The following is a 19327-nucleotide window of genomic DNA, read 5'->3' as shown; positions in this document are numbered from 1 at the left end:
ATGGGATTTTGAATTATTCTTTATGCTTTAGTACATCTTAACAAGGTATAACTCAAGCCTACTTTGTGATTTTCCATCACTACATCCAGCCCTGCAGCGCGGATACAGTTGTAGAAATCATCGGTATGATACATCTGGCTGTTACCATTTGCTATCGCCGTAAAGTAGAGAGAGGTTTGCTGCAGGCAGAAAGCAGCAGATTTAAACTGTTGTTTATTCCAGAAAGGTTCCAGGATAAAGATGCTGCCGCCATCATTCAATGCCTCCCTGCAACGGCGCAGGATGCTGATGATCTCTGCTTCTGAGAAACAATCCAGGAACTGGCTCATCCAGATCACGTCAAAACCTTTCGCAAACGGCAGGCTTTCGTCCAGGATATTTGTTTCGAAGAAAGAGATGCGGTCGCTCAGGCCGGCTTCTGTGATGTTCTTTTTGGCTAAGCCTACCTGGCCGGGAAGGTCCATGATGGTAACATGTACATCCGGGTTGTACTTGGCGCAGGCCATAGACCATTTGCCGGTGTTGCCGCCAATATCCAGCAGGTTTTTAGGCTGCTGTTCAAAAACGATGGGTAATACGGAAGGGAAAGCCAGGTCTGAATAATAATGGTCAAAGTTGAACCAGCTGGTACCGGCGGGTTCCGGTAAAATGGAAAGCCCTTCGTAAATGGTGTTCCAGGGACCCAATTCTTTCAATCCGGCAGGTTTGCCTTCTGTTAAACTATCCTGCAGGTGATACATGGCTTTGTAGCATACATCATGCGAGAAGTCCATATTTATACGGGTAAGCGTATCGTGCAAAACGAAGTACCCTGTTTTGGTAAGGGTGTATTTTTTATCATTCACGATCAGCATTTCCAGTCCAAGACCTGCTTCGAGTAATACTCTCGCAGAATAACGGGAGAGTTTTACCTTTTCCAGTATCTCTTCAATTGTTACGCCCTGCTGGCCACTTTTGTCCACCACATCCAGTATACCCAGGTCGCGGAGGGCCTTAGATGCCTGGAAGGCGATGGGTGCAAATGCAAGCCACAGTGCCTGTTCTTTTGCCTGTAATGCGGTTTTCGTTTCCTTGTTAAAAAAATCCATTGCTGATCTCGCTTTTAAAAATTTACAATTTCACTTTACTAAACACCATGGCGGCATTACAACCTCCAAAACCGGAAGTGGTTTTCAGGTAGTGCGTCATAGGCTTTTGTGCTAACTGACTGCTCAACACCAAAGGCACGCTTACCCCGGAGGATTCAAATCCTGCGGTGGGGAGCACTACGCCTGCCAGCATGCTGTGCATGCCGATGATGGCTTCTATCAAACCAGCCGCACCTAAGGTGTGGCCGTAATAACCTTTCAGACTGTTCACGGGTACATCCTGTAAACCGGAAAGATGGAATGCTTTCGCTTCCATCTCATCGTTATACAAAGTGGCGGTACCGTGTGCAGAAACAAAACCAATGTCCTGCGGTTGCAGGCCGCTTTGCCGGATAGCCTTTGTAATGGCGCCGGACAATTCTTCTCCTGTACGGGAAGGGCCTGAAATATGATTGGCATCATTGCTGGAGGCGCCTTCGCCTAAACGAATAACTTCACCTTCCGGCAATAATGATGTATCCTTTGTTAAAACTACAGTGGCTGCGCCCTCTCCTAACGTGATCCCTTTACGGTTGGCATCAAAGGGTTTGCAGGGAGCATCGCTCACTGCCTGGAACGACTGGAAGCCGGATAATACAAACTGTGTGAGTTCATCCGCTCCGCATACTACTGCATGATCATAATGGCCTGAACGGATCATTCTCTGACCGATCAGCAAAGCCAGTAATCCGGAAATGCAGGCATTGCTGACTACCACCGGCCTGCTTATTGCAGAGAAATATTCTCCTACTTTATCTGCCGTAGCATATAATTGCAGTGGCCGCAGTTTTTCCGCCTGCCCCTGTTCCATCAAAGCAATATTACCTTTGGTAGTGGAAACAATAAAAGCAGTGCGGTTATTCAGGAGACTGATCTTTGTTCTGGATAAAGCATCTTTTATGCTGCTGATGAGCAGCTGTTCAAATTTCGTATATCCCTGTTGTTGAAACTGATCGACGGGGATGGCAGCTGCAAAATAACCTTCCGGCTGACGGCTGATGCCGCTCTCGCCTTTCAGCAAACGATCAAAATTCGTTTTCGAATCCGCACCGAGTGGTGAAATGATATTATCTGCCGCTACAAATACGTTCATCATATCAGTCCCCACTGTTTTTTCCATTCATTAAAGAAGGAAGGTACTGTTAATTGCAGCGCTGACTCCTGTTTATCGAGGAAAACCTGTACAGAGGAACCTGTACATACTACTTCTTTAGTGGCAGCATTGTAGAGGGTATATTCAAACCGCATCTTGGCAGCTTCGCAGGGTACGTAGCGGGTTTCAATCACTACTGTATCCCCGTAACGCAGTGAGCGTTTGTAATTACATTCCACATTCACAATGGGCACGGTGTACCCATGTTCAAAAATATCGAGATAACGCAACCTGTATTTACTGCCAAAGGCTTCTCTGCCGTCTTCAAAATACCGGATATAATGGCCGTGCCATACTATTCCCAAAGGATCTGCTTCATTAAACCGGATCAGCACTTCAGCACTTTCGCTCAATACAGGTTGCATGTAAAATTTTATACTAATGATGAATTATTCCCCGTAGGAGGACTTCCACTCTTTATATTTCTTCTTTTCTATGTTGTCAATGGCGTTCGCAATACCGCCCAGCCATGTGTTCTCAAAACCGAAAGCGATCTTATTGAAAGGGCCAGTTACGCGGTCTGTGAACAATACTTTTTTGGCTTTCATATCTATCAGTGTTACGAACATGGATACTTCCTTCTTCGTTTTGTTCACACCTTCCATTACGAACAGGAGGCCAATGCCGGTTTTACCACCAAAGTCAAAACCTTTCACCAGGGCAGTTACATCTTCCGGTTTCAGGGCCTGGTAATCGTCTGAGTTGTCAGACAGGATCTTATCAGGATCTATCTTATCGTTACGTTTATTTACAGGGCCGATATCAGTAGACACTTCATCTCTCTTGAAAGCGCCGGCGATATCGAACTTTTTGCTTTCGTTCACCACTTTCTGATTAATACTTTTCAGGTTATGGTCAACGATCTGGTCTGTTTTAGCGGCAGCATCGCCGATCAGTTTGGTTTTGGTAAAATCAATCCCCAGATAGGTGATCTTTTGGGTTTTGTCAAACACATCTTTCGCTGTTTGTGCATTTACGGCCGAAACGCTCAAAACCATTGCCAGCAGGGGCATTACTACTTGCTTCATATTCATTTGTTTTATTTATTTTGGGACACAAAAATCTTCATATCGCATTCCGCCATCAGTTTACCGTTCTGTTTCACAGTGCCTTTTATGACGGTGGCATTAAATACTTCATGTTCGATCACTATTTCAGATTCCACGGTGGTACCGGCTGCGGGTAACTCTATAACGTGTAAATTCTGAATAGCCCCTATAAACCCTAAAGGAACAGGTACATTATGTTTTTTGGCCAGATATCCTATGCGTGCGGCAGCAGTCTGCGCAATATTCTCTACCAACCCGGGTGCCATGAACAGGCCATTTTCCACAAATACATTATCCACCGCAATATCCAGTTCTGTGCGGATGTTCTTTTCACCAGCTTCCATCAAACGGCTGATCATCACGATCGGCGGACGTTGCGGAATGTATTCTGTAATATCTCCAGTATTGATCAATGTTCGGGTTGTTATCAGGTTAAAGGAATATTAATCTTTGGACCAAAAATCGTAATAATTAAACCATTGCAGCGGGTACTTTCTCACTTTCTCTTCCATCACCTGCACAAAGTCCTGAATAGCTTTTTCCACTCCGCCCTGCCTTGCACTCTGGTAAACCGTAGGTTCCGTGGCATAGAGGTGGTAGTGGTTAGTGGTTTCCTTAAATGCGAATACCAGCGATACAGGTACCCTGAAAGTACATGCTAACAGGAATGGACCAATGGGAAAGCGTGCGGGCTCTCCCAGGAAGTTCATTTCCATGGTTTTGTTCCCTTCCAGGAAACGATCTGCATGCATACATACGAGCTCCTGTTTGCTCAGCGCATCGTGGATGGCGTAAATATGCGATAAATCGTCTTTTAAAACAATGACATTCACATTTCTTCCCCCGGTAATGCCTTCCAGGTAGCTTTTGATCCGCTGGTGCTCTCCATCGAACATCACAATATTGATGCGGGTCTGCAACCGGCTGAACAAATGCCCTGCTACCTCCCAGTTCCCGAGATGGGCACTTAGCAAAATTCCTCCCTTTCCGCCGGATACGATATCATGCAAGTGAGGTTCCCCGTCAAATTCAAATGTGAAAGGGTTTGGAAGTTCTGCCATTACCACCACCTTATCCAGCAACGTTTGCCCGAAAACATAATAATTCCGGTACACACTGATGAGGGCGCGGAAGCGGCCATAGCCAATTTTACGGTGAAAATACTGAAAAATGGATCGGGAAGAGCGGTAGGAGAACAAGCAGTAGTAAAATGCAACAAATCTCAGGAGAAAATAAGCCGGCTGCACTCCTCCATAACGCAATACACCAATAAAGATCCTGTACCCCAGCTTATTTCCTTTGGACTTACCTTGCCAGGAAGGCATTATACCAGTTCTTTTTGTTTAACACGGGCTACTACGTAATCATAGAAATCCTGGAAGGTAACAATGCCCTGAAAGTCTTCGGGTTTAACCTTAAATCCAAAGTTGCTTTCAATGGCCACTACCAGGTCTATGTAGTCCAGGCTGTCCAATTCCAACGTGGCTTTTAAATCAGCCTCGGGGGTAATGCTTTCGGGAGCGACTTCAAATTCCTCCACTAAAAAAGCGTTCGTTTGTGTGATGATCTCGTTAATTTCCATAAATCTTGTGTTCCAGATATAGGTTGATTAGGCAATACTAGCAGCGTTCCGTTATATTCTTTTGTGGGGAAGCTTCTACAAAATTAGATAAATTCCCTTTCCCACCCCTTTCTTTGTTAATTATTGCCATTTCCTGACAACCAAAGAGGAGTTGGTGCCCCCAAAACCAAAAGAATTAGACAAAAATATATTAAAGTTTTTATTAATTGTATCCGTAACGATATTTAATTTGGCGGAATCCTCATCCGGGTTCTCAAAATTGATATTTGGGGCAATGAAGTCGTTCTGCATCATCAACATAGAGTAAACGATCTCGCTGGCACCTGCCATCCAGCACTCATGACCTGTCATGCTTTTGGTGGAGCTGATGGGTGTTCTGCAGCTGCCGAATACCGCATCGAGGGCTTTGGCCTCACTGGCATCTCCTGCCGGCGTAGAAGTAGCATGGGCGTTGATATAGCCAATATCTGAAGCCATCAGTCCGGATTCCCGGAGGGCCATTTCCAGGGAACGCATAGGGCCTTCCACGCTGGGATTGGAAATATGGGCACCATTGCTGGAGAAGCCATAACCCAGGATCTCACCCAGGATGGTGGCACCACGGCGTTTGGCAGATTCCAGGCTTTCCAGGATCACAGTGGCTGCTCCGCCGCTGGGCACTAACCCATCACGGTCACGATCAAACGGACGGGAAGCTTTGGCCGGCTGGTCTTCTCTTACAGAAAAAGCAGCGATGGCATCAAAATTCCCCATGGCATATAAGTTCACTTCCTGTGCGCCGCCACAGATCACGGCATCCTGCATGCCATTGCGGATGAACATAGCGCCGAGTCCAATAGCATGAGAGCCGCTGGCGCAGGCTGCGCTCACACTGAAGTTGATCCCTTTTAATTTGAAAATAGTGGCCAGGTTCATGTTCACTGTGGAGTTCATGGTCTGAAACACAGAACCGGAGCCTACCAGCATGGTATCTCCTTTTGCACGCATAATATCTGTGGCTTCGATGATGGGTTTGGCAGAACTATCGTTGCCGAAGAGGATGCCCACCTCGTTCTTATCCAGGTAATCCTGGTCCATACCAGCCTGGGCTAATGCTTCCCGGGTAGAGATATAGGCATATTCCGCCTGCTCCGGCATCATCATCCGGGCCCTGCGGTCCAGCAGACTTTTTAATTCAGGACGGGACATATTACCTGTGAGGCCGGAACGGTATCCGAAACGCTTGCGCTCTTCGTCCAGCACAATGCCGGAACGTCCGTGGAATAAAGATTCCCGAACTTCCTCCAGGTTTTTACCAATGCAGGAGTAAATACCTGTACCTGTAATCACGACTCTGTTCATGCGTTATAGTCTTAAAAGCCGCCAAATTGCTGCGGGCCAACGTAATTTATGATATTAAGATGATCAGGAGTAGAGGCCACCGTTAATGTTCATGACCTCTCCCGTTACATATGATGCGCCACGTGATGCAAAAAATGCCACTGCTTCCGCTACTTCTTCTGCTGTGCCAAAACGTTGCATGGGCACCATGGCAGACAACTCTTTCTCGGGCAAACCCTCTGTCATATCCGTTTTAATGAAACCGGGTGCAATGGCGTTCACGGTTACATTCCTTTTTGCGATCTCCTGTGCCAGGGCTTTGGTGGCTCCTATCAGGCCTGCTTTTGCAGCACTGTAGTTCACCTGGCCGGGTGTTCCTTTCAAACCAGACAGGGATACCATGTTTATGATCCTGCCGTAACGTTTGATCAGCATACCGGTGAGCACTTGTTTGGTAACATAGAAAAATCCGTCCAAACTGGCATCCAGTACACCTTTCCATTGGGCATTGCTCATCTGGAACATCATCATGTCTTCCCGGATACCGGCATTATTTACCAGTACTTCTATCTGTTTTTCCTTGTTATTCTCTATCCAGCCGCCTAATACGGTTTGCACTTCGTCAAAATTCCCTACATCGAACTTCAGCAGTTCTCCTTCCACGCCTTTCGCTTTCACAGCTGCGAGGGTTTCTTCTGCCGCCGCTGTGTTACCTTTATAATTGATCAGGATATTGTATCCCTGTTCCGCCAGTTTAATACATACTGCTCTTCCTATACCCCGGGAACCTCCTGTTATCAAAGCAAATTTCATCTTATTATTCTTTTCGTTTAGGCTTACACGGATGTTTTATGTCTTTTTTCTGTTACCGGTTCCACGGCCACCATGGGTTCGTTGCGCATCAGGTATGCTTTGATGCGTTGTACATCTGCATAACGGGGAGCGTCCTCAATAAATTTAGGGAAAATAGCCCTGATGTCCTGGTAGATCCGGGAAGAGAAAGCTCCCAGCCTGTCCTGGCAATTCAGGTAATCCACTGCCTGCAAAAGGGTCATCACCTGTACGGTGAGTACTTCGAAAGTATTTTCGATCACTTTGTAGGTCATCTGCGCAGCATTGCAACCCATGCTCACAATATCCTGGTTGTCGTTATTATTCGGAATGCTGTGTACATACATGGGGAAGCTCAGCGTTTGGTTCTCCGCAACTGTGGAAGTGGCGGTGAACTGTACACCCTGCATACCAAAGTTGAAGCCCAGTTTGCCGAGGTTCATGAACGGCGGAAACTTGTGGTTCAGCTTATCGTTCAGGAGATAGTTCAGCTGGCGTTCGCTGAGCATAGACAGTTTGGTGATGGCAATCTTCACTTTGTCCATTTCCAGGGAGATGTAATCACCGTGGAAGTTACCGCCATGGTACACATTCTGGTGGCGATGGTCCACTACAGGGTTATCACTCACGGAATTCAGCTCTCCTACCACCACCGTTTCTGCATGTGTGAGGGTATCGTAGATGGGGCCCAGGATCTGGGGCACACATCTCAGCGAGTAATATTCCTGTACTTTATCTTTAAAGATCTCTTCTTCCAGTTCTTTATACAGGTGATCAGGCCTGTGGCGGATCATCTTGCTACCCTTAAGCATGCCGCGCATCATTTCCGCGATCTTGTTCTGGCCTACGTGTTTTTTCACTACGTTCAGCTCATAACTCAGGTGATCGTCAAAGGCTTCCACCACTTCATTGATCATGGCGGACAGGGCGCAACTCCAGAGGAGGAGTTTGCGTGCCTCGATGATGTTCACCAGGCCAATACCCGTCATGGCAGAGGTGCCGTTGATGATGGCCAGGCCTTCCCGCACGTGTATATTAATCGGTTTCAGACCTAGTTGTGCGTATACTTCTGCCGCAGGGCGGATCTCTTCTTCATATAATACATTGCCTTCGCCGATCAATGCATGGGCCAGGTGAGCCAGTTGCACGAGGTCGCCGGAAGCTCCTACTCCCCCATGTTCGTAAATGCAGGGGTAGATATTATGATTGATCAGGTCTTTCAGCAGGTGAACTGCATCTGTATGTACGCCGGAAAAACCCTGCATGAAACTGCTCAAACGGGCAATCATGAGGCTTTTGGTGAGCACAGGGGCCAGGCATTTGCCGGCTCCGGAGCTATGGCTGCGGATCAGGTTATATTGCAGTTGGTGGGTATCGTCTTCACTGATACGGTATTGTGCCATGGGCCCAAAGCCCGTGTTGATACCGTAAATAAGTTTTTTAGAGGAGAATTTTTTAAGAAATTCAAAGTTGTCATTCACATTTTGTACGGCTGCTTTATCCAAAACCAGCTCCTCCCCATCAAACAAAACCCTATGCACCTCTTCCAAAGAAAGCACCTTACTTCCTAGTACGACCATTATTTTAGATTATATAATTTGTTTATGTAAAAAAGTGCTCAAAAATAATATAAAGATGGATCACTTAAAATATCCCTTATAAAATTTTTATAACATACGTTTTAGAGATACTCACTTGGCATTCAACTAGTTCATTCTGCTGTTATAGGTTCCCGGTCTGTCGTGAAAATAGTTAGCTTTTAACATAGGTATGCCGCATGGTGCGCTCACCTGCGAATTTAATATGTAAATGTATTAATCTTCTTCAATATTTTCAGGGGGAGTCACCAATATTTTATCAATACGGTGGGCATCCATATCAACAATTTCAAAAGTAAAATGCTTCCAGGTAAGCTTTTCGCCCGTTACGGGGATATGTTCGAGGTGATGGAGTATAAAACCGGCCAGGGTATCGAATTCCTGTTCAAATTCCGCCATCAGGTCCTCCATTTCAAACTCGCTGAGGAAATCGTAAAAGGGGATCTGGGCATCAATGAGATAAGTGCCATCATCCCTTTTCACCATATCATAATCATCTGCTCCCACTTCCGGCATGTCTCCCACGATGGCTTCCAGGATGTCGTTGAGGGTGATCATTCCCAGGAAAGTGCCATATTCATCTACGATAAACGCAGCATGTACCTGGGTTTCCTTAAATTTCTCCAATACCTGGTAAGCAGAATTGTTATCCGGGATAAAAAGGGGCTTTTTCATTACATCTTTCAGAACGGCCAGGTTACCGGCGGCATAGAGGTCTTTGATGGTGATGATCCCTTTAATATGGTCTATCTGCTCCTCGCAAACCGGGTAAACGGAGTGCGGGGACTGCCTGATCTTGCGTTTGTAACTTTCTCCTTCCTCTGAAATGTCCAGCCATATAATGTCTGTACGGTGGGTCATAAGGGAGGTGATATTCCGGTCTCCGAGGTGGAAAACCCTTTCGATGATCTCCTGCTCTGTTTCTTCAATGGCCCCGGAGCTGGTGCCTTCGCTGATAATGGCCTTTATTTCTTCTTCCGTTACATTATTATCTGAGCGGCGTTTTAAACCAAAAAGCTTTACCAGGGTAGCGGTAGAGCGGCTGAGCAACCAGATAAAAGGAAAAGTGACACGGGAAATGAAATACATGGGCTGGGCCAGGGCTTTCGCAATGACCTCCGGATTGGCAAGGCCGATCCTTTTGGGTAACAATTCCCCGAGTACTAATGTAAAGTAGGTAACACCAATTACGATAATAGTAGTTGCCAATGCATTGCTGTAGGGTGCCAGAAAAGGAATAGTATTGAGATATACCCGGATATCATCTTCCAGGTTCTTACCAGAGTACAAACCGGTTAAGATACCTATGAGTGTGATGCCGATCTGTACGGTAGACAAAAAGGTATCCGGATTATTAGACAGTTTGAGTGCTACTTTGGCCTTTTCGTCCCCTTGCTTCGCTGCGTTTTCAAGACGTGCTTTGCGCGCAGAAACCAGGGCAATCTCCGCCATGGAAAACACACCGTTGAGCAAAATAAGGACGAGGATAATGACGACTTCCATAATATAAGCCTAAAAATAAAGAATTATTCAAATATCAGTGTAATAAATGCCAAACCAATACCAACAGCAATGGCCAGCACCTTCTGGCGGCTTAGTTCATGATGTTTAGTGCCACTCTCATAAAAAATGGTGGTGGAAATATGTAAAAAGGCGCCCACAACAAGGGCAACCAGGTAAACCAGTGAATTAGTGACCACTTCAAACTCCTGCCCTAACTGTGCAGCCAGGATAGCAGATAAAGGCGTGATCAGGGAGAAAATGATGAGGATGCGCCATAATTTGGCTTTCCCCTGGTGTGCATGCATCATTACGGTGATGAGAGTAAGTGCTTCCGGAACTTTATGCGCCATCACACCCAGCATAAGGGATGGCAGGGCAGACTGGTCTTCATAATGAAAACCCAAGGGGATACCTTCCATGAAAGCATGGATGGATAAACCTATCAGCAATGGGAAAACAGCTACATGATGATGGCCGGCACCGGGCAGATGGGTATGCCCGTGTTCCATTCCATGGCTCAGTTGCTGCAGGAACACCTGGATGAAAAATCCCAATACTATATAGATACCTGCGGAATGCCCCAGTTCATGGTACACTTCAGGAAGCAGGTGCATGATGGTGATGCCGAAAAGGAAAGCGCCGGTAAATGCCAGCAAATAGATAGGCAGGTTAGGATGAATCCTTTTAAATAACATGGGAATCATGCCCCCGCCAATAGTGGCAGCCAGTATAAATATCAGGTATGTTAAGTTCATGTTGTTTGTTCCAGTTCCAGTCTTATCCTTCTTTGAAAAAATCCACCACTCAATGTGCCGGCGAGTATTCCCAGTAAAGCGCCTCCCAGGATATCAAGGGGATAATGAACGCCTACATAGATCTGGGAATAACCAATAACAGCTGCCCATAAGAAGAACAACCAGGCCCATTTGCCGATCTGCGACCTTAAAGTTAAGAAAGAAAACATCGCTAAGCCAAAATGGTTGGCGGCATGAGAGGAAGTGAAGCTACCGCTTGAGGGGCAATACACCACTAATACACGTACATATTGCGAGATCAGCGGGTCTCTGCAGGGCCGTAACCTGTCCACCGCATCCTTAATAAACATGCTGCACTGATCGGTTAAAGCAAAGGTGATGATGAAAAAAGCCATCCAGAAAAATCCGCGCCATTTATAATTATAAATGATGAACACTGCCAGGAAGAGATACAGCGGCGCCCACAAATAAGGCTCCCGCATCCAGGGTAACAGGAAGTCCAGAAATCCATTGATCCACTGACCATTGATCTTAAAGAAAAGCCGCAGGTCCCATGTAAGCAGTTTCTCCATTAACTGATTGGTTTTTGAGCAATGATGATCAGCCGCGGAGATTGCTGTTCGTCAAAGATATTGAAATGATAATCTCCGAAAATATCTGTAATAACAAGGCGCTGCCGGGCAAACATCTCTTCAAAATCCTTTTTGTGGAAAGCGCTGACGCTTTCTGTGTAGGATGCCCGCTGGAATTGTTTTTTATCGAGGATATTGATCTGCTTCAGGAACTTGCCGTTCTTTACCTCCCGCTGGATATCAAATACCACCTGGTCTTTTTCTATCACTTCATCATGTACCAGGTGATTCTCCACATAAGTGCTGTTGAGGTAATCCAGTACAAGGCGGCCGCCCGGTCTGAGGGAATTGGCCAGTGTGCGGAGTGCATTATCGTTTTCATGACGGGTTTCAAAGTAACCAAAGCTGGTAAAGAAATTGAACACGACATTAAAGTAGTTGACCCGGAAAGGCAGGCGCATATCATGCTGAAAGAAGCTGAGGTGCTCGTTCTCCAGTTTTCGTGCAATGGCAATACTTTCTCCTGAAAGATCAATGCCGGTAACACTAAAGCCCTTATCTGCAAGGTATTTGGCATGCCGGCCCCTGCCACATGCCACATCCAGCATCAGTGCGTTGGGTGCAGGATGCAGGTATTCCACCAATTTGTCTATAAACGCAGCGGCCTCCCTCTCATCCCGGTTGCTATATAGCAAATGATAATAAGGAGAATTAAACCAGTCTTTGAACCATTGTTTCGCTACTTCCATTCTCAACGCTTGTAAAACAAATCTACTTCTTATTATTAAACATCAAATATCGGGTGCTTTCGTAGAACCCGCGTGTTAATTTATCCAGATCGCCCGTTTGTTGCGGGTTTTGCTGCTTTACATCCTTCAATGCATCGGCCTTCAGATCATACAGACTGGCAGCATTTGTTTTGGTATCTATCTCATAGAGGTATTGCCCATTGATCATACCCATACACCAGTTAAGGTTTTTGGAGTACTGAATGAAAGCATACCTTCCTGCACCACGGGTAGTATCCATCAGGTCTATTCCCAGGGTGTAGTTCTTAAATGGTATACCGGTAAGTTTAGCCACGGTGGGGTATATATCCAACAGGCTGCCGGCATGGCTGACCCTTTGCGGTTGCAGCAGCCGGGGATTGTAAATGATGCAGGGTACATGGTCTACGTAGGTGGACATCTCGTATTCAGGGATCGGCATAAAATGGAAAGGGTTCAGTTTGGCGCTGTGGTCTCCGAAGAAAACAAAAATGGTATTGTCCAGGTAACCGGAAGCTTTTGCCAGCTTCATCAGGTGACCTATATTATAGTCCAGGTAACGCAGGGCATTGAACTGGTCCAGGTTTACGAAGCCGGATGTTTTGAACAACTTCATATCCACATCCTTTGCCGTTAGTTTTTTAAAATCACCTGCACCTGCTGTAGTGGTATAGGGTTCATGGTTATCTGCCGTTTGCAGGAAAGCGATGAAGGGCTGCTTTTTGTCGTGCGCCTTTTTGAAGATCTCATCAGATTCCGTGATCAGGTCAAAGTCTGAAACACCCCATACATCTGCTTTGGGGGATTTGAAATAACCTTCCTCAAAGATCTCTATCCCTTCCACATTATTGGTAAATACCGCGCGGATATTAGCCCAGTTGGTGTTTCCGCCCAGGAGGTAATATTTTTCATATCCGGCAAACTGGTCCATTATCACCCGCTGGTCTACAATACCCGGATGCCGGGAGGCTGTTTTGGAGCGTACCACATCCGGCAAACCTGTAGTGATGGCGAATACGGAGCGGGCCGTGCTCATGGCAGGCACGTAAAAGTTTTCGAACAACACCCCATTATCTGCCAGTTGTTGCAGGTTGGGCGTTGCTTTCATGGGATTGTTGAACATGCTGGTCATGGCCGCCCCGCCGGATTCCATCATCACAATGATCACGTTCTGCCTGGGTTTGGAGGAATCTCCCGGATCTGTTCTTACAAAGTTGAGTTGATTGGGTACCGGTTTTTCCACCCCTAAATATTGCGCAATAAGGGGAAAGTATTTATGGGTTTCCCTGTCATCGAAAGTATCGTTCTGTACGGTGAAATTGGAAACGAAGTATAATACGGGATTCAGGGCAAGGCTGGTAACGGCATTGTCTCTTGTGAACATGGCCTGGCTCCAGCGTAAAGGGAAATATGCCAAATTGCCATAAATGCCTGCTCCGAAAAGGATCACCAGCGTTACCACATAAGCTGCATAACCCCATGGCCGTACCGGCGTACCTTCTTTTTGTGCATACCTGCGGAAGATCTTACGGTAGCCATAACGGAGGAGGATCATTACCAGGACCATTCCCAGCAGCCCCCACACAACGGGGTAACTTTCCCACAGCATCCTGGCGTTAGTAGCTTTTTCTCCATAGGCCAGGAAGCGGGTAACGGAAGGATCCAGGCGCAGGCCCAGGTAACTGTAATGCCCCAGGTCCAGCACGTAAAATATGGACAATAACAAATAGATAAGAAATAAATAGCCGAAATTGATCCTCCTGAGCAGCCCGGTACCAAAGAGCCGGTCCTTTGCTATCACGGCTAAGAGGCCAACAGGGATCATCAGGATCAGTGCCAGGCGCATATCGAACCGCAGGCCCAGATGCCAGGCCCGGGCAATAATGCCAGCATCTTTTATAGTGCTTGAAAAGAAGAAAAAGTAGAAGACCGCTCTAAATACAACCAGGTAACCAAAAAGGAACAAGGTTTGCATGAAAATATACCGGATGTATCTGGGAATGCGCGACCAAATATGAATCATTATATTCTCTTAAAAATTTATACGTAGCTGCAAATATAGTCTAATTGACATAATCTCTCCGTTGATCCTTCCCGGCAAGCCAAATTAACAGGTAGATTAAAATTCTAATCGATTATCTTTGCACTCCAAAAAAAATCAACAATTGTGGCACTGATTAAATCAATTTCGGGTATTCGTGGAACGATCGGCGGCAGGCCCGGGGAAGGACTTTCTCCCCTGGATGTTGTGAAATTCACCGCTGCTTATGGTACATGGCTGTTAAAACAGAACGCTGAAAACAAGAAAGTAGTGATCGGCAGAGATGCACGCATATCCGGAGAAATGGTCAGGAACCTGGTAGTATCCACATTGAACGGTTTAGGCATTGATGTGGTGGATCTGGACCTGAGCACTACGCCAACGGTAGAGCTTGCTGTTACCATGGAAAATGCAGCAGGCGGTATTATCCTTACTGCCAGCCATAATCCCCGGGAATGGAATGCACTCAAACTGCTCAATGCAAAAGGTGAGTTCATCTCCGGTGCAGATGGCGCAGAATTGTTAGACATTGCGGCGAAAGAAGATTTTGTATTTGCGGATGTATCCAAACTGGGTACTTACCAAAGGAACGATTCTTACCTGCAGAAACATGTGGACCTGGTTGTGAACTATCCCCTCGTAGATGTTCCGGCGATCAAGGCTGCTAACTTTAAAATAGTGGTAGATGCCGTAAACTCCACCGGCGCCACTTACATCCCTGCATTATTAAAAGCACTGGGCGTGGAAGAAGTAACCGTACTCTTCGGGGAAGTGAACGGTAAGTTTTCCCATAACCCTGAGCCATTACCGGAAAACCTGACGGCACTTTCCAACGAAGTGAACAAATCCCAGGCAGACCTGGGTATCGCGGTAGATCCGGATGTAGACAGGCTTTGCTTTGTTTGCGAAGATGGCAGCATGTTCGGGGAAGAATATACCCTGGTGGCTGTGGCCGATTACGTGCTGAAACACCGGAAAGGCAATACCGTATCCAATATGAGTTCTACCCAGGCGCTGAAAGATATTACCCTGAAGAACGGTGGTGAATATCATCCATCTGCTGTGGGAGAAGTGAACGTAGTGACCAAAATGAAAGCCGTAAATGCGGTGATCGGCGGAGAAGGGAATGGCGGAATTATTGTTCCGGACCTGCATTATGGCCGGGATGCCCTAATCGGTATCGGTTTATTCCTGAGCCACCTGGCACAGAGCAAAAAGACCATCAAGGCGCTCCGTAACTCCTACCCCGACTATTTCATCTCCAAAAACAAGATAGAACTGGACAAAGGGATCGATGTGAAGGTGATCTTTGAGAAGATCAAAGGCAAGTATAAGAACCAGCCCCTGAATACGGAAGATGGCCTGAAGATAGAGTTCGACAAGGATTGGGTGCATTTGCGTACATCCAACACAGAACCCATTATCCGCATCTACGCAGAAAGCCAGAACGAAACAACGGCGGACAATATTGCCCGTAAGATCATGCAGGATATCAAGGAATTCATATAATTCCATATAAAAATAAGGATGAACGGATGGCAGATTTGATCTGCCATCCGTTTTTCTATAGGGTAATTCCGTAAATTTGTGGCGCTTTTAATCAAAAACCACCACCACCTTGGAAAGAATTTATTTCGACAACGCGGCCACCACTCCGCTTGACAAAGCAGTATTGGATACCATGCTGCCCTATATGACCGATAAATTCGGCAACCCTTCGTCTATTTACTCATATGGCCGGGAATCCAGACTGGGCATTGAAAGTGCGCGCAAAACCGTAGCCAAGATCCTGAATGCACATCCGGGAGAGATCTTCTTTACTTCCGGCGGTACCGAAAGCAGCAATACAGCTATTCATGCCGCTATCAACGATCTGGGCTGCAGGCACATCATCAGCTCCCCTATTGAGCACCATGCCACCCTCCATACCGTAGAACATGCACACGCTAAGGAGAATATCAAACTCTCCTGGGTGAAACTGCAGCCGGATGGGCATGTGGATATGGAAGATCTCCGCAGGCTGCTGTCTGAATCAAAAGAAAGATGCCTGGTGAGCCTGATGCATGCGAATAATGAAATAGGCAACCTCCTGGACCTGCATGCGGTAGGTAACCTCTGCAAGGAGTTTGATGCCATCTTTCATTCTGATACCGTGCAAACAGTAGGTCACTATCCTTTCGACCTCCGCAACACGCCGGTACATTTCATTAACGGAGCGGCACATAAATTCCATGGCCCTAAAGGCGTGGGGATCCTCTACATTAATGAAAATGTGAAGATCACACCTTTTGTACAGGGTGGGTCCCAGGAACGTAACATGCGTGCGGGTACTGAAAACCTGTATGGCATCGTAGGATTTGCCAAAGCACTGGAACTGGCAACGGCTAATTACGAAGAGCATAGCAATTACATCAACAGCATCCGCCAGTATATGGCAGATCAACTGGAAAAACATATTCCGGGCGTAGGTTTCAATGGCGATCTGCGTGGCCGTAGTTTATATACTGTGTTAAATGCATCGTTCCCTAAATCTGAGAAGAGTGAAATGCTGCTTTTCAATTTAGATATCAATGGCATCTGCGCATCTGGCGGAAGTGCCTGTACATCCGGAGCGGATGCAGGCTCTCACGTGATCCGTTCCATCAATAACGATCCGAATAAAGTAGCAGTACGTTTCTCTTTCTCCAGGGATAATACAAAAGAAGAAGTGGATAAAGTGGTGGAGAAACTGAAGGAATTAATATAATGGCTAAGCCGGTACATGCTGTACCGGCTTTTTTTTATGCTAAGAATATTTCGTGATCACATCATAGAACTTATCCCTGTACCCTTCGCTGATGGGTATCGGCTGGTTGGCGATCATCACGGTATTCCGTTCTACTGAATTGATCTTATTCATGGCCACCAGGTAGGAGCGGTGCACGCGGATAAATTTGTCTTTAGGTAACCTGCTTTCAAAAGCTTTCAGGCTTTTCAGTGTCAGTACCGGTTGATTGGGAGTATAAATCTTTATATAGTCTTTCAGTGCTTCGATGTAAAGAATGTCTTCGAGATTGATCTTAATGATCTTGTATTCTGTTTTCACGAAGATGTAATCATTATCCATGCTCTTAGGGCTGGAATTAGACAGGTATTCCTGCGCTTTGGTAACGGCTTTGATGAACCGCTCAAAGGGAATGGGCTTCAGGAGATAATCCACCACATCCATGTTGAATCCATCCACGGCATACTCCTGGTAAGCGGTAGTGAAGATCACCATGGGAGGATGCTTCAATGCTTTCAGGAATTGTATGCCTGTGATATCAGGCATTTTGATATCAAGGAAGATCAGGTCTACATGTTCCTCCTGCATGTAACGAAGGGCCAGTGCGGCGTTTTCGAATGTTTTTACCTGCATGGGAAACGGCGCCTTAGCGGCAAAATCTGCGATGATCTCCAGAGCCAATGGCTCATCATCAAGAGCTAAACACTTCATCATGTTTCAGCGCAATTTTAAGGTCAGCAATAAATTCATCTCCATGCTCTCTGACAGTTATGGTATGTGCATCTGTATATAACAAACTCAAACGTTTGAGTACATTGTTCAATCCTACGCCGCCCTTTTCTGAAACGCGCTGCTTAAATAAACTGTTGCGCACTATCAAGTGTAATGTGCCGTTCTTTCCTATCTCCAGGCTGATGTTGATGAAAGCGCTCTCTGTATAACTGATCCCGTGTTTGAAAGCATTTTCCACAAAAGGGATCAGTAACATCGGTGCAATTTCAAGGCCGGAAGGATCACCTTCCACTTTAAATTCAACCGGAATATTGCGTGCCATCCGGAGGCGTTGTATATCTATATAATCCTGTAAATACCGCAGCTCATTTTCCAGCATCACTTTATCGCCATTACTCTGGTAGATCATGTAACGCAATATGGTGGACAGTTTCACCAATGCGTGCTCGGTTTCCGGTGAGCGGCGGTGTGCCAGTGAATAAATAGTGTTCAGGCTGTTAAACAAAAAATGCGGATTGATCTGCGACTTCAGGAACTTTAGTTCCGCATTCAGGTTCGCCACTTTCAGGGCCTCCTTTTGTTTCTCACTCTTAAACCATTCCAGCGCAATCTTTATAAACCCGCTCATGAATAACATCAGCAATGCAAACGTAGCGGACTTCCTTAGCACCTCCGGGAAAAAGAAATGCCGCAGAAAGATGCCATCTTCAAAAGGCCGCGCAGCTGTAAGACTGGCCACGCCTGCTGAAGGAAAGGAATCTCTGTATTCCACTATCCTCGGGCGCTGGTTATGCCAGTTGGTGTATAAACGTTTTCGCCATGGCACCAGTGAAGGCTGATCTGCTGAATCAAACATCCTGTCCCTGAAGATCATTCTGCCATATCTATGATGTGGATGTGGTACAGAATCTGCTGCTATAAAAGCTACATTCTGTGGTGCGGTGGTTATTGCCATGCTGCCGCCATACCCTGTATTGATCGCTATCGCAGGGCCCGGCGCAGCATGCAATGTATTCGCAGGCATGGTTACACCATAAAATCCCGCGGGCGTCCGGCTCATCATGTACGACATGAACTTGTATTCCACCAGGGCCTGCTGCCCTGCCAGTAAAACAAGTACCAGTACCACACAACCGATATAGATCCCGATCTTTTTTAAAGTAAAGAACTTCGGGATCAGCACGTATACATTCAGATAAAATAATCCTATCAGGAATAAAGTATTGATCGCCTCTTTAATGTAAAAAGAATGATCCTGCACCCTGATACGATATACAAAGAATGGGAACAGGAAAAGGCATGACCAGGCTGCGAGATGCAAACCTATTATTACGAGACGATTCCTGAATATATTTCTTAAATTAAACATAGGTGCTAATCCGGGTTAAACATACACCACATTACTCTTAAGCAAGTGTTAAAACACATTGTCTTAGTCTTAAGTAAGTGTTAAAGTTGAATGTGAGCCTTTTTTCCTGTCTTCTATAAAGGAAACGGCACTAACCAGTGTAATGTTACAGACCTTTATTTCAT

At 46.1% G+C, this 19327-nt stretch carries 19 protein-coding genes; 2 read left to right on the top strand and 17 right to left on the bottom strand.

The genetic code is table 11. The annotated features are described in order from the left end of the window. Positions 1–20 precede the first annotated feature (20 nt). The 15 genes from AAHN97_RS02860 to AAHN97_RS02790 form a co-directional block, all read right to left on the bottom strand. Positions 21–1088 carry a class I SAM-dependent methyltransferase gene (locus AAHN97_RS02860; RefSeq protein ID WP_343306048.1) on the bottom strand — a complete coding sequence of 356 codons (1068 nt, stop codon included), beginning with the start codon at positions 1086–1088 and terminating at the stop codon, positions 21–23. Between the two features lie 22 nt (positions 1089–1110). Beyond that, entirely contained in the window at positions 1111–2223 is a 1113-nt protein-coding gene (locus tag AAHN97_RS02855; RefSeq protein ID WP_343306047.1) for a beta-ketoacyl-[acyl-carrier-protein] synthase family protein, read from the bottom strand. Then, the gene (locus tag AAHN97_RS02850; protein WP_074239852.1) at positions 2220–2645 is read right to left on the bottom strand and encodes an acyl-CoA thioesterase; all 426 of its coding nucleotides are present in this window, start codon (positions 2643–2645) and stop codon (positions 2220–2222) included. Before AAHN97_RS02850 ends, AAHN97_RS02855 begins: the two co-directional genes overlap by 4 nt. Positions 2646–2669: 24 nt before the next feature. Then, positions 2670–3308 (bottom strand): hypothetical protein, encoded by a 639-nt coding sequence (locus tag AAHN97_RS02845; RefSeq protein ID WP_343306046.1) that lies wholly within the window; start codon positions 3306–3308, stop codon positions 2670–2672. Between the two features lie 11 nt (positions 3309–3319). Beyond that, positions 3320–3742: a 3-hydroxyacyl-ACP dehydratase gene (locus AAHN97_RS02840; RefSeq protein ID WP_343306045.1), complete on the bottom strand. Its 423-nt coding sequence runs from the start codon at positions 3740–3742 to the stop codon at positions 3320–3322. Positions 3743–3772: 30 nt separating this feature from the next. Beyond that, complete coding sequence (locus AAHN97_RS02835) at positions 3773–4654, bottom strand: lipid A biosynthesis acyltransferase (protein ID WP_343306044.1); 882 nt, start codon at positions 4652–4654, stop codon at positions 3773–3775. Then, on the bottom strand, positions 4654–4911 hold the full coding sequence (locus AAHN97_RS02830) for an acyl carrier protein (RefSeq protein ID WP_074239856.1): 258 nt from the start codon (positions 4909–4911) through the stop codon (positions 4654–4656). Before AAHN97_RS02830 ends, AAHN97_RS02835 begins: the two co-directional genes overlap by 1 nt. Before the next feature lie 120 nt (positions 4912–5031). Next, positions 5032–6252 (bottom strand): beta-ketoacyl-[acyl-carrier-protein] synthase family protein, encoded by a 1221-nt coding sequence (locus AAHN97_RS02825; protein WP_343306043.1) that lies wholly within the window; start codon positions 6250–6252, stop codon positions 5032–5034. A gap of 63 nt (positions 6253–6315) precedes the next feature. Next, positions 6316–7044: a 3-oxoacyl-ACP reductase FabG gene (fabG, locus tag AAHN97_RS02820; protein WP_343306042.1), complete on the bottom strand. Its 729-nt coding sequence runs from the start codon at positions 7042–7044 to the stop codon at positions 6316–6318. 23 nt (positions 7045–7067) lie between these two features. Next, positions 7068–8642, bottom strand: coding sequence for an HAL/PAL/TAL family ammonia-lyase (locus AAHN97_RS02815; RefSeq protein WP_343306041.1), 1575 nt, complete (start codon positions 8640–8642; stop codon positions 7068–7070). Between the two features lie 234 nt (positions 8643–8876). Next, positions 8877–10163: a hemolysin family protein gene (locus tag AAHN97_RS02810; RefSeq protein ID WP_343306040.1), complete on the bottom strand. Its 1287-nt coding sequence runs from the start codon at positions 10161–10163 to the stop codon at positions 8877–8879. Positions 10164–10186: 23 nt separating this feature from the next. Continuing rightward, positions 10187–10918 (bottom strand): ZIP family metal transporter, encoded by a 732-nt coding sequence (locus AAHN97_RS02805; RefSeq protein WP_343306039.1) that lies wholly within the window; start codon positions 10916–10918, stop codon positions 10187–10189. Then, positions 10915–11490, bottom strand: a complete 576-nt coding sequence (locus AAHN97_RS02800) for a phosphatase PAP2 family protein (protein ID WP_343306038.1) — start codon at positions 11488–11490, stop codon at positions 10915–10917. The genes AAHN97_RS02805 and AAHN97_RS02800 overlap by 4 nt, the downstream gene beginning before the upstream one ends. After that, positions 11490–12239, bottom strand: coding sequence for a class I SAM-dependent methyltransferase (locus AAHN97_RS02795; protein WP_343306037.1), 750 nt, complete (start codon positions 12237–12239; stop codon positions 11490–11492). The genes AAHN97_RS02800 and AAHN97_RS02795 overlap by 1 nt, the downstream gene beginning before the upstream one ends. Positions 12240–12261: 22 nt before the next feature. Further along, on the bottom strand, positions 12262–14232 hold the full coding sequence (locus AAHN97_RS02790; protein WP_343306036.1) for an LTA synthase family protein: 1971 nt from the start codon (positions 14230–14232) through the stop codon (positions 12262–12264). Positions 14233–14424: 192 nt separating this feature from the next. Here AAHN97_RS02790 and glmM point away from each other — a divergent pair, with 192 nt between their 5' ends. Then, positions 14425–15807 carry a phosphoglucosamine mutase gene (glmM, locus tag AAHN97_RS02785; protein WP_343306035.1) on the top strand — a complete coding sequence of 461 codons (1383 nt, stop codon included), beginning with the start codon at positions 14425–14427 and terminating at the stop codon, positions 15805–15807. A gap of 109 nt (positions 15808–15916) precedes the next feature. After that, complete coding sequence (locus AAHN97_RS02780; RefSeq protein WP_343306034.1) at positions 15917–17044, top strand: cysteine desulfurase family protein; 1128 nt, start codon at positions 15917–15919, stop codon at positions 17042–17044. A gap of 39 nt (positions 17045–17083) precedes the next feature. Here AAHN97_RS02780 and AAHN97_RS02775 read toward each other — a convergent pair whose 3' ends face one another. Together AAHN97_RS02775 and AAHN97_RS02770 are read right to left on the bottom strand one after the other, a co-directional pair. Next, positions 17084–17776: a LytR/AlgR family response regulator transcription factor gene (locus AAHN97_RS02775; protein WP_343306033.1), complete on the bottom strand. Its 693-nt coding sequence runs from the start codon at positions 17774–17776 to the stop codon at positions 17084–17086. Continuing rightward, positions 17754–19163 carry a sensor histidine kinase gene (locus AAHN97_RS02770; RefSeq protein ID WP_343306032.1) on the bottom strand — a complete coding sequence of 470 codons (1410 nt, stop codon included), beginning with the start codon at positions 19161–19163 and terminating at the stop codon, positions 17754–17756. The genes AAHN97_RS02775 and AAHN97_RS02770 overlap by 23 nt, the downstream gene beginning before the upstream one ends. Between the last annotated feature and the right edge of the window lie 164 nt (positions 19164–19327).

The sequence above is a fragment of the Chitinophaga niabensis genome (genome assembly GCF_039545795.1).
GTDB lineage: Bacteria > Bacteroidota > Bacteroidia > Chitinophagales > Chitinophagaceae > Chitinophaga > Chitinophaga niabensis_B.
Note: the sequence above shows the minus strand (reverse complement) of the source record. Positions and strands in the feature narration are given on the sequence as shown.

Bases quoted from the DNA above. Each gene is read 5' to 3' on its own strand.
- AAHN97_RS02860 (WP_343306048.1), bottom strand. From the start codon at position 1,088: ATGGATTTTTTTAACAAGGAAACGAAAACCGCATTACAGGCAAAAGAA.
- fabG (WP_343306042.1), bottom strand. From the start codon at position 7,044: ATGAAATTTGCTTTGATAACAGGAGGTTCCCGGGGTATAGGAAGAGCA.
- AAHN97_RS02805 (WP_343306039.1), bottom strand. From the start codon at position 10,918: ATGAACTTAACATACCTGATATTTATACTGGCTGCCACTATTGGCGGG.
- AAHN97_RS02810 (WP_343306040.1), bottom strand. From the start codon at position 10,163: ATGGAAGTCGTCATTATCCTCGTCCTTATTTTGCTCAACGGTGTGTTT.
- AAHN97_RS02835 (WP_343306044.1), bottom strand. From the start codon at position 4,654: ATGCCTTCCTGGCAAGGTAAGTCCAAAGGAAATAAGCTGGGGTACAGG.
- AAHN97_RS02845 (WP_343306046.1), bottom strand. From the start codon at position 3,308: ATGAAGCAAGTAGTAATGCCCCTGCTGGCAATGGTTTTGAGCGTTTCG.
- AAHN97_RS02830 (WP_074239856.1), bottom strand. From the start codon at position 4,911: ATGGAAATTAACGAGATCATCACACAAACGAACGCTTTTTTAGTGGAG.
- AAHN97_RS02815 (WP_343306041.1), bottom strand. From the start codon at position 8,642: ATGGTCGTACTAGGAAGTAAGGTGCTTTCTTTGGAAGAGGTGCATAGG.
- AAHN97_RS02790 (WP_343306036.1), bottom strand. From the start codon at position 14,232: ATGCAAACCTTGTTCCTTTTTGGTTACCTGGTTGTATTTAGAGCGGTC.
- AAHN97_RS02775 (WP_343306033.1), bottom strand. From the start codon at position 17,776: ATGATGAAGTGTTTAGCTCTTGATGATGAGCCATTGGCTCTGGAGATC.
- AAHN97_RS02770 (WP_343306032.1), bottom strand. From the start codon at position 19,163: ATGTTTAATTTAAGAAATATATTCAGGAATCGTCTCGTAATAATAGGT.
- AAHN97_RS02795 (WP_343306037.1), bottom strand. From the start codon at position 12,239: ATGGAAGTAGCGAAACAATGGTTCAAAGACTGGTTTAATTCTCCTTAT.
- AAHN97_RS02855 (WP_343306047.1), bottom strand. From the start codon at position 2,223: ATGATGAACGTATTTGTAGCGGCAGATAATATCATTTCACCACTCGGT.
- AAHN97_RS02800 (WP_343306038.1), bottom strand. From the start codon at position 11,490: ATGGAGAAACTGCTTACATGGGACCTGCGGCTTTTCTTTAAGATCAAT.
- AAHN97_RS02850 (WP_074239852.1), bottom strand. From the start codon at position 2,645: ATGCAACCTGTATTGAGCGAAAGTGCTGAAGTGCTGATCCGGTTTAAT.
- AAHN97_RS02825 (WP_343306043.1), bottom strand. From the start codon at position 6,252: ATGAACAGAGTCGTGATTACAGGTACAGGTATTTACTCCTGCATTGGT.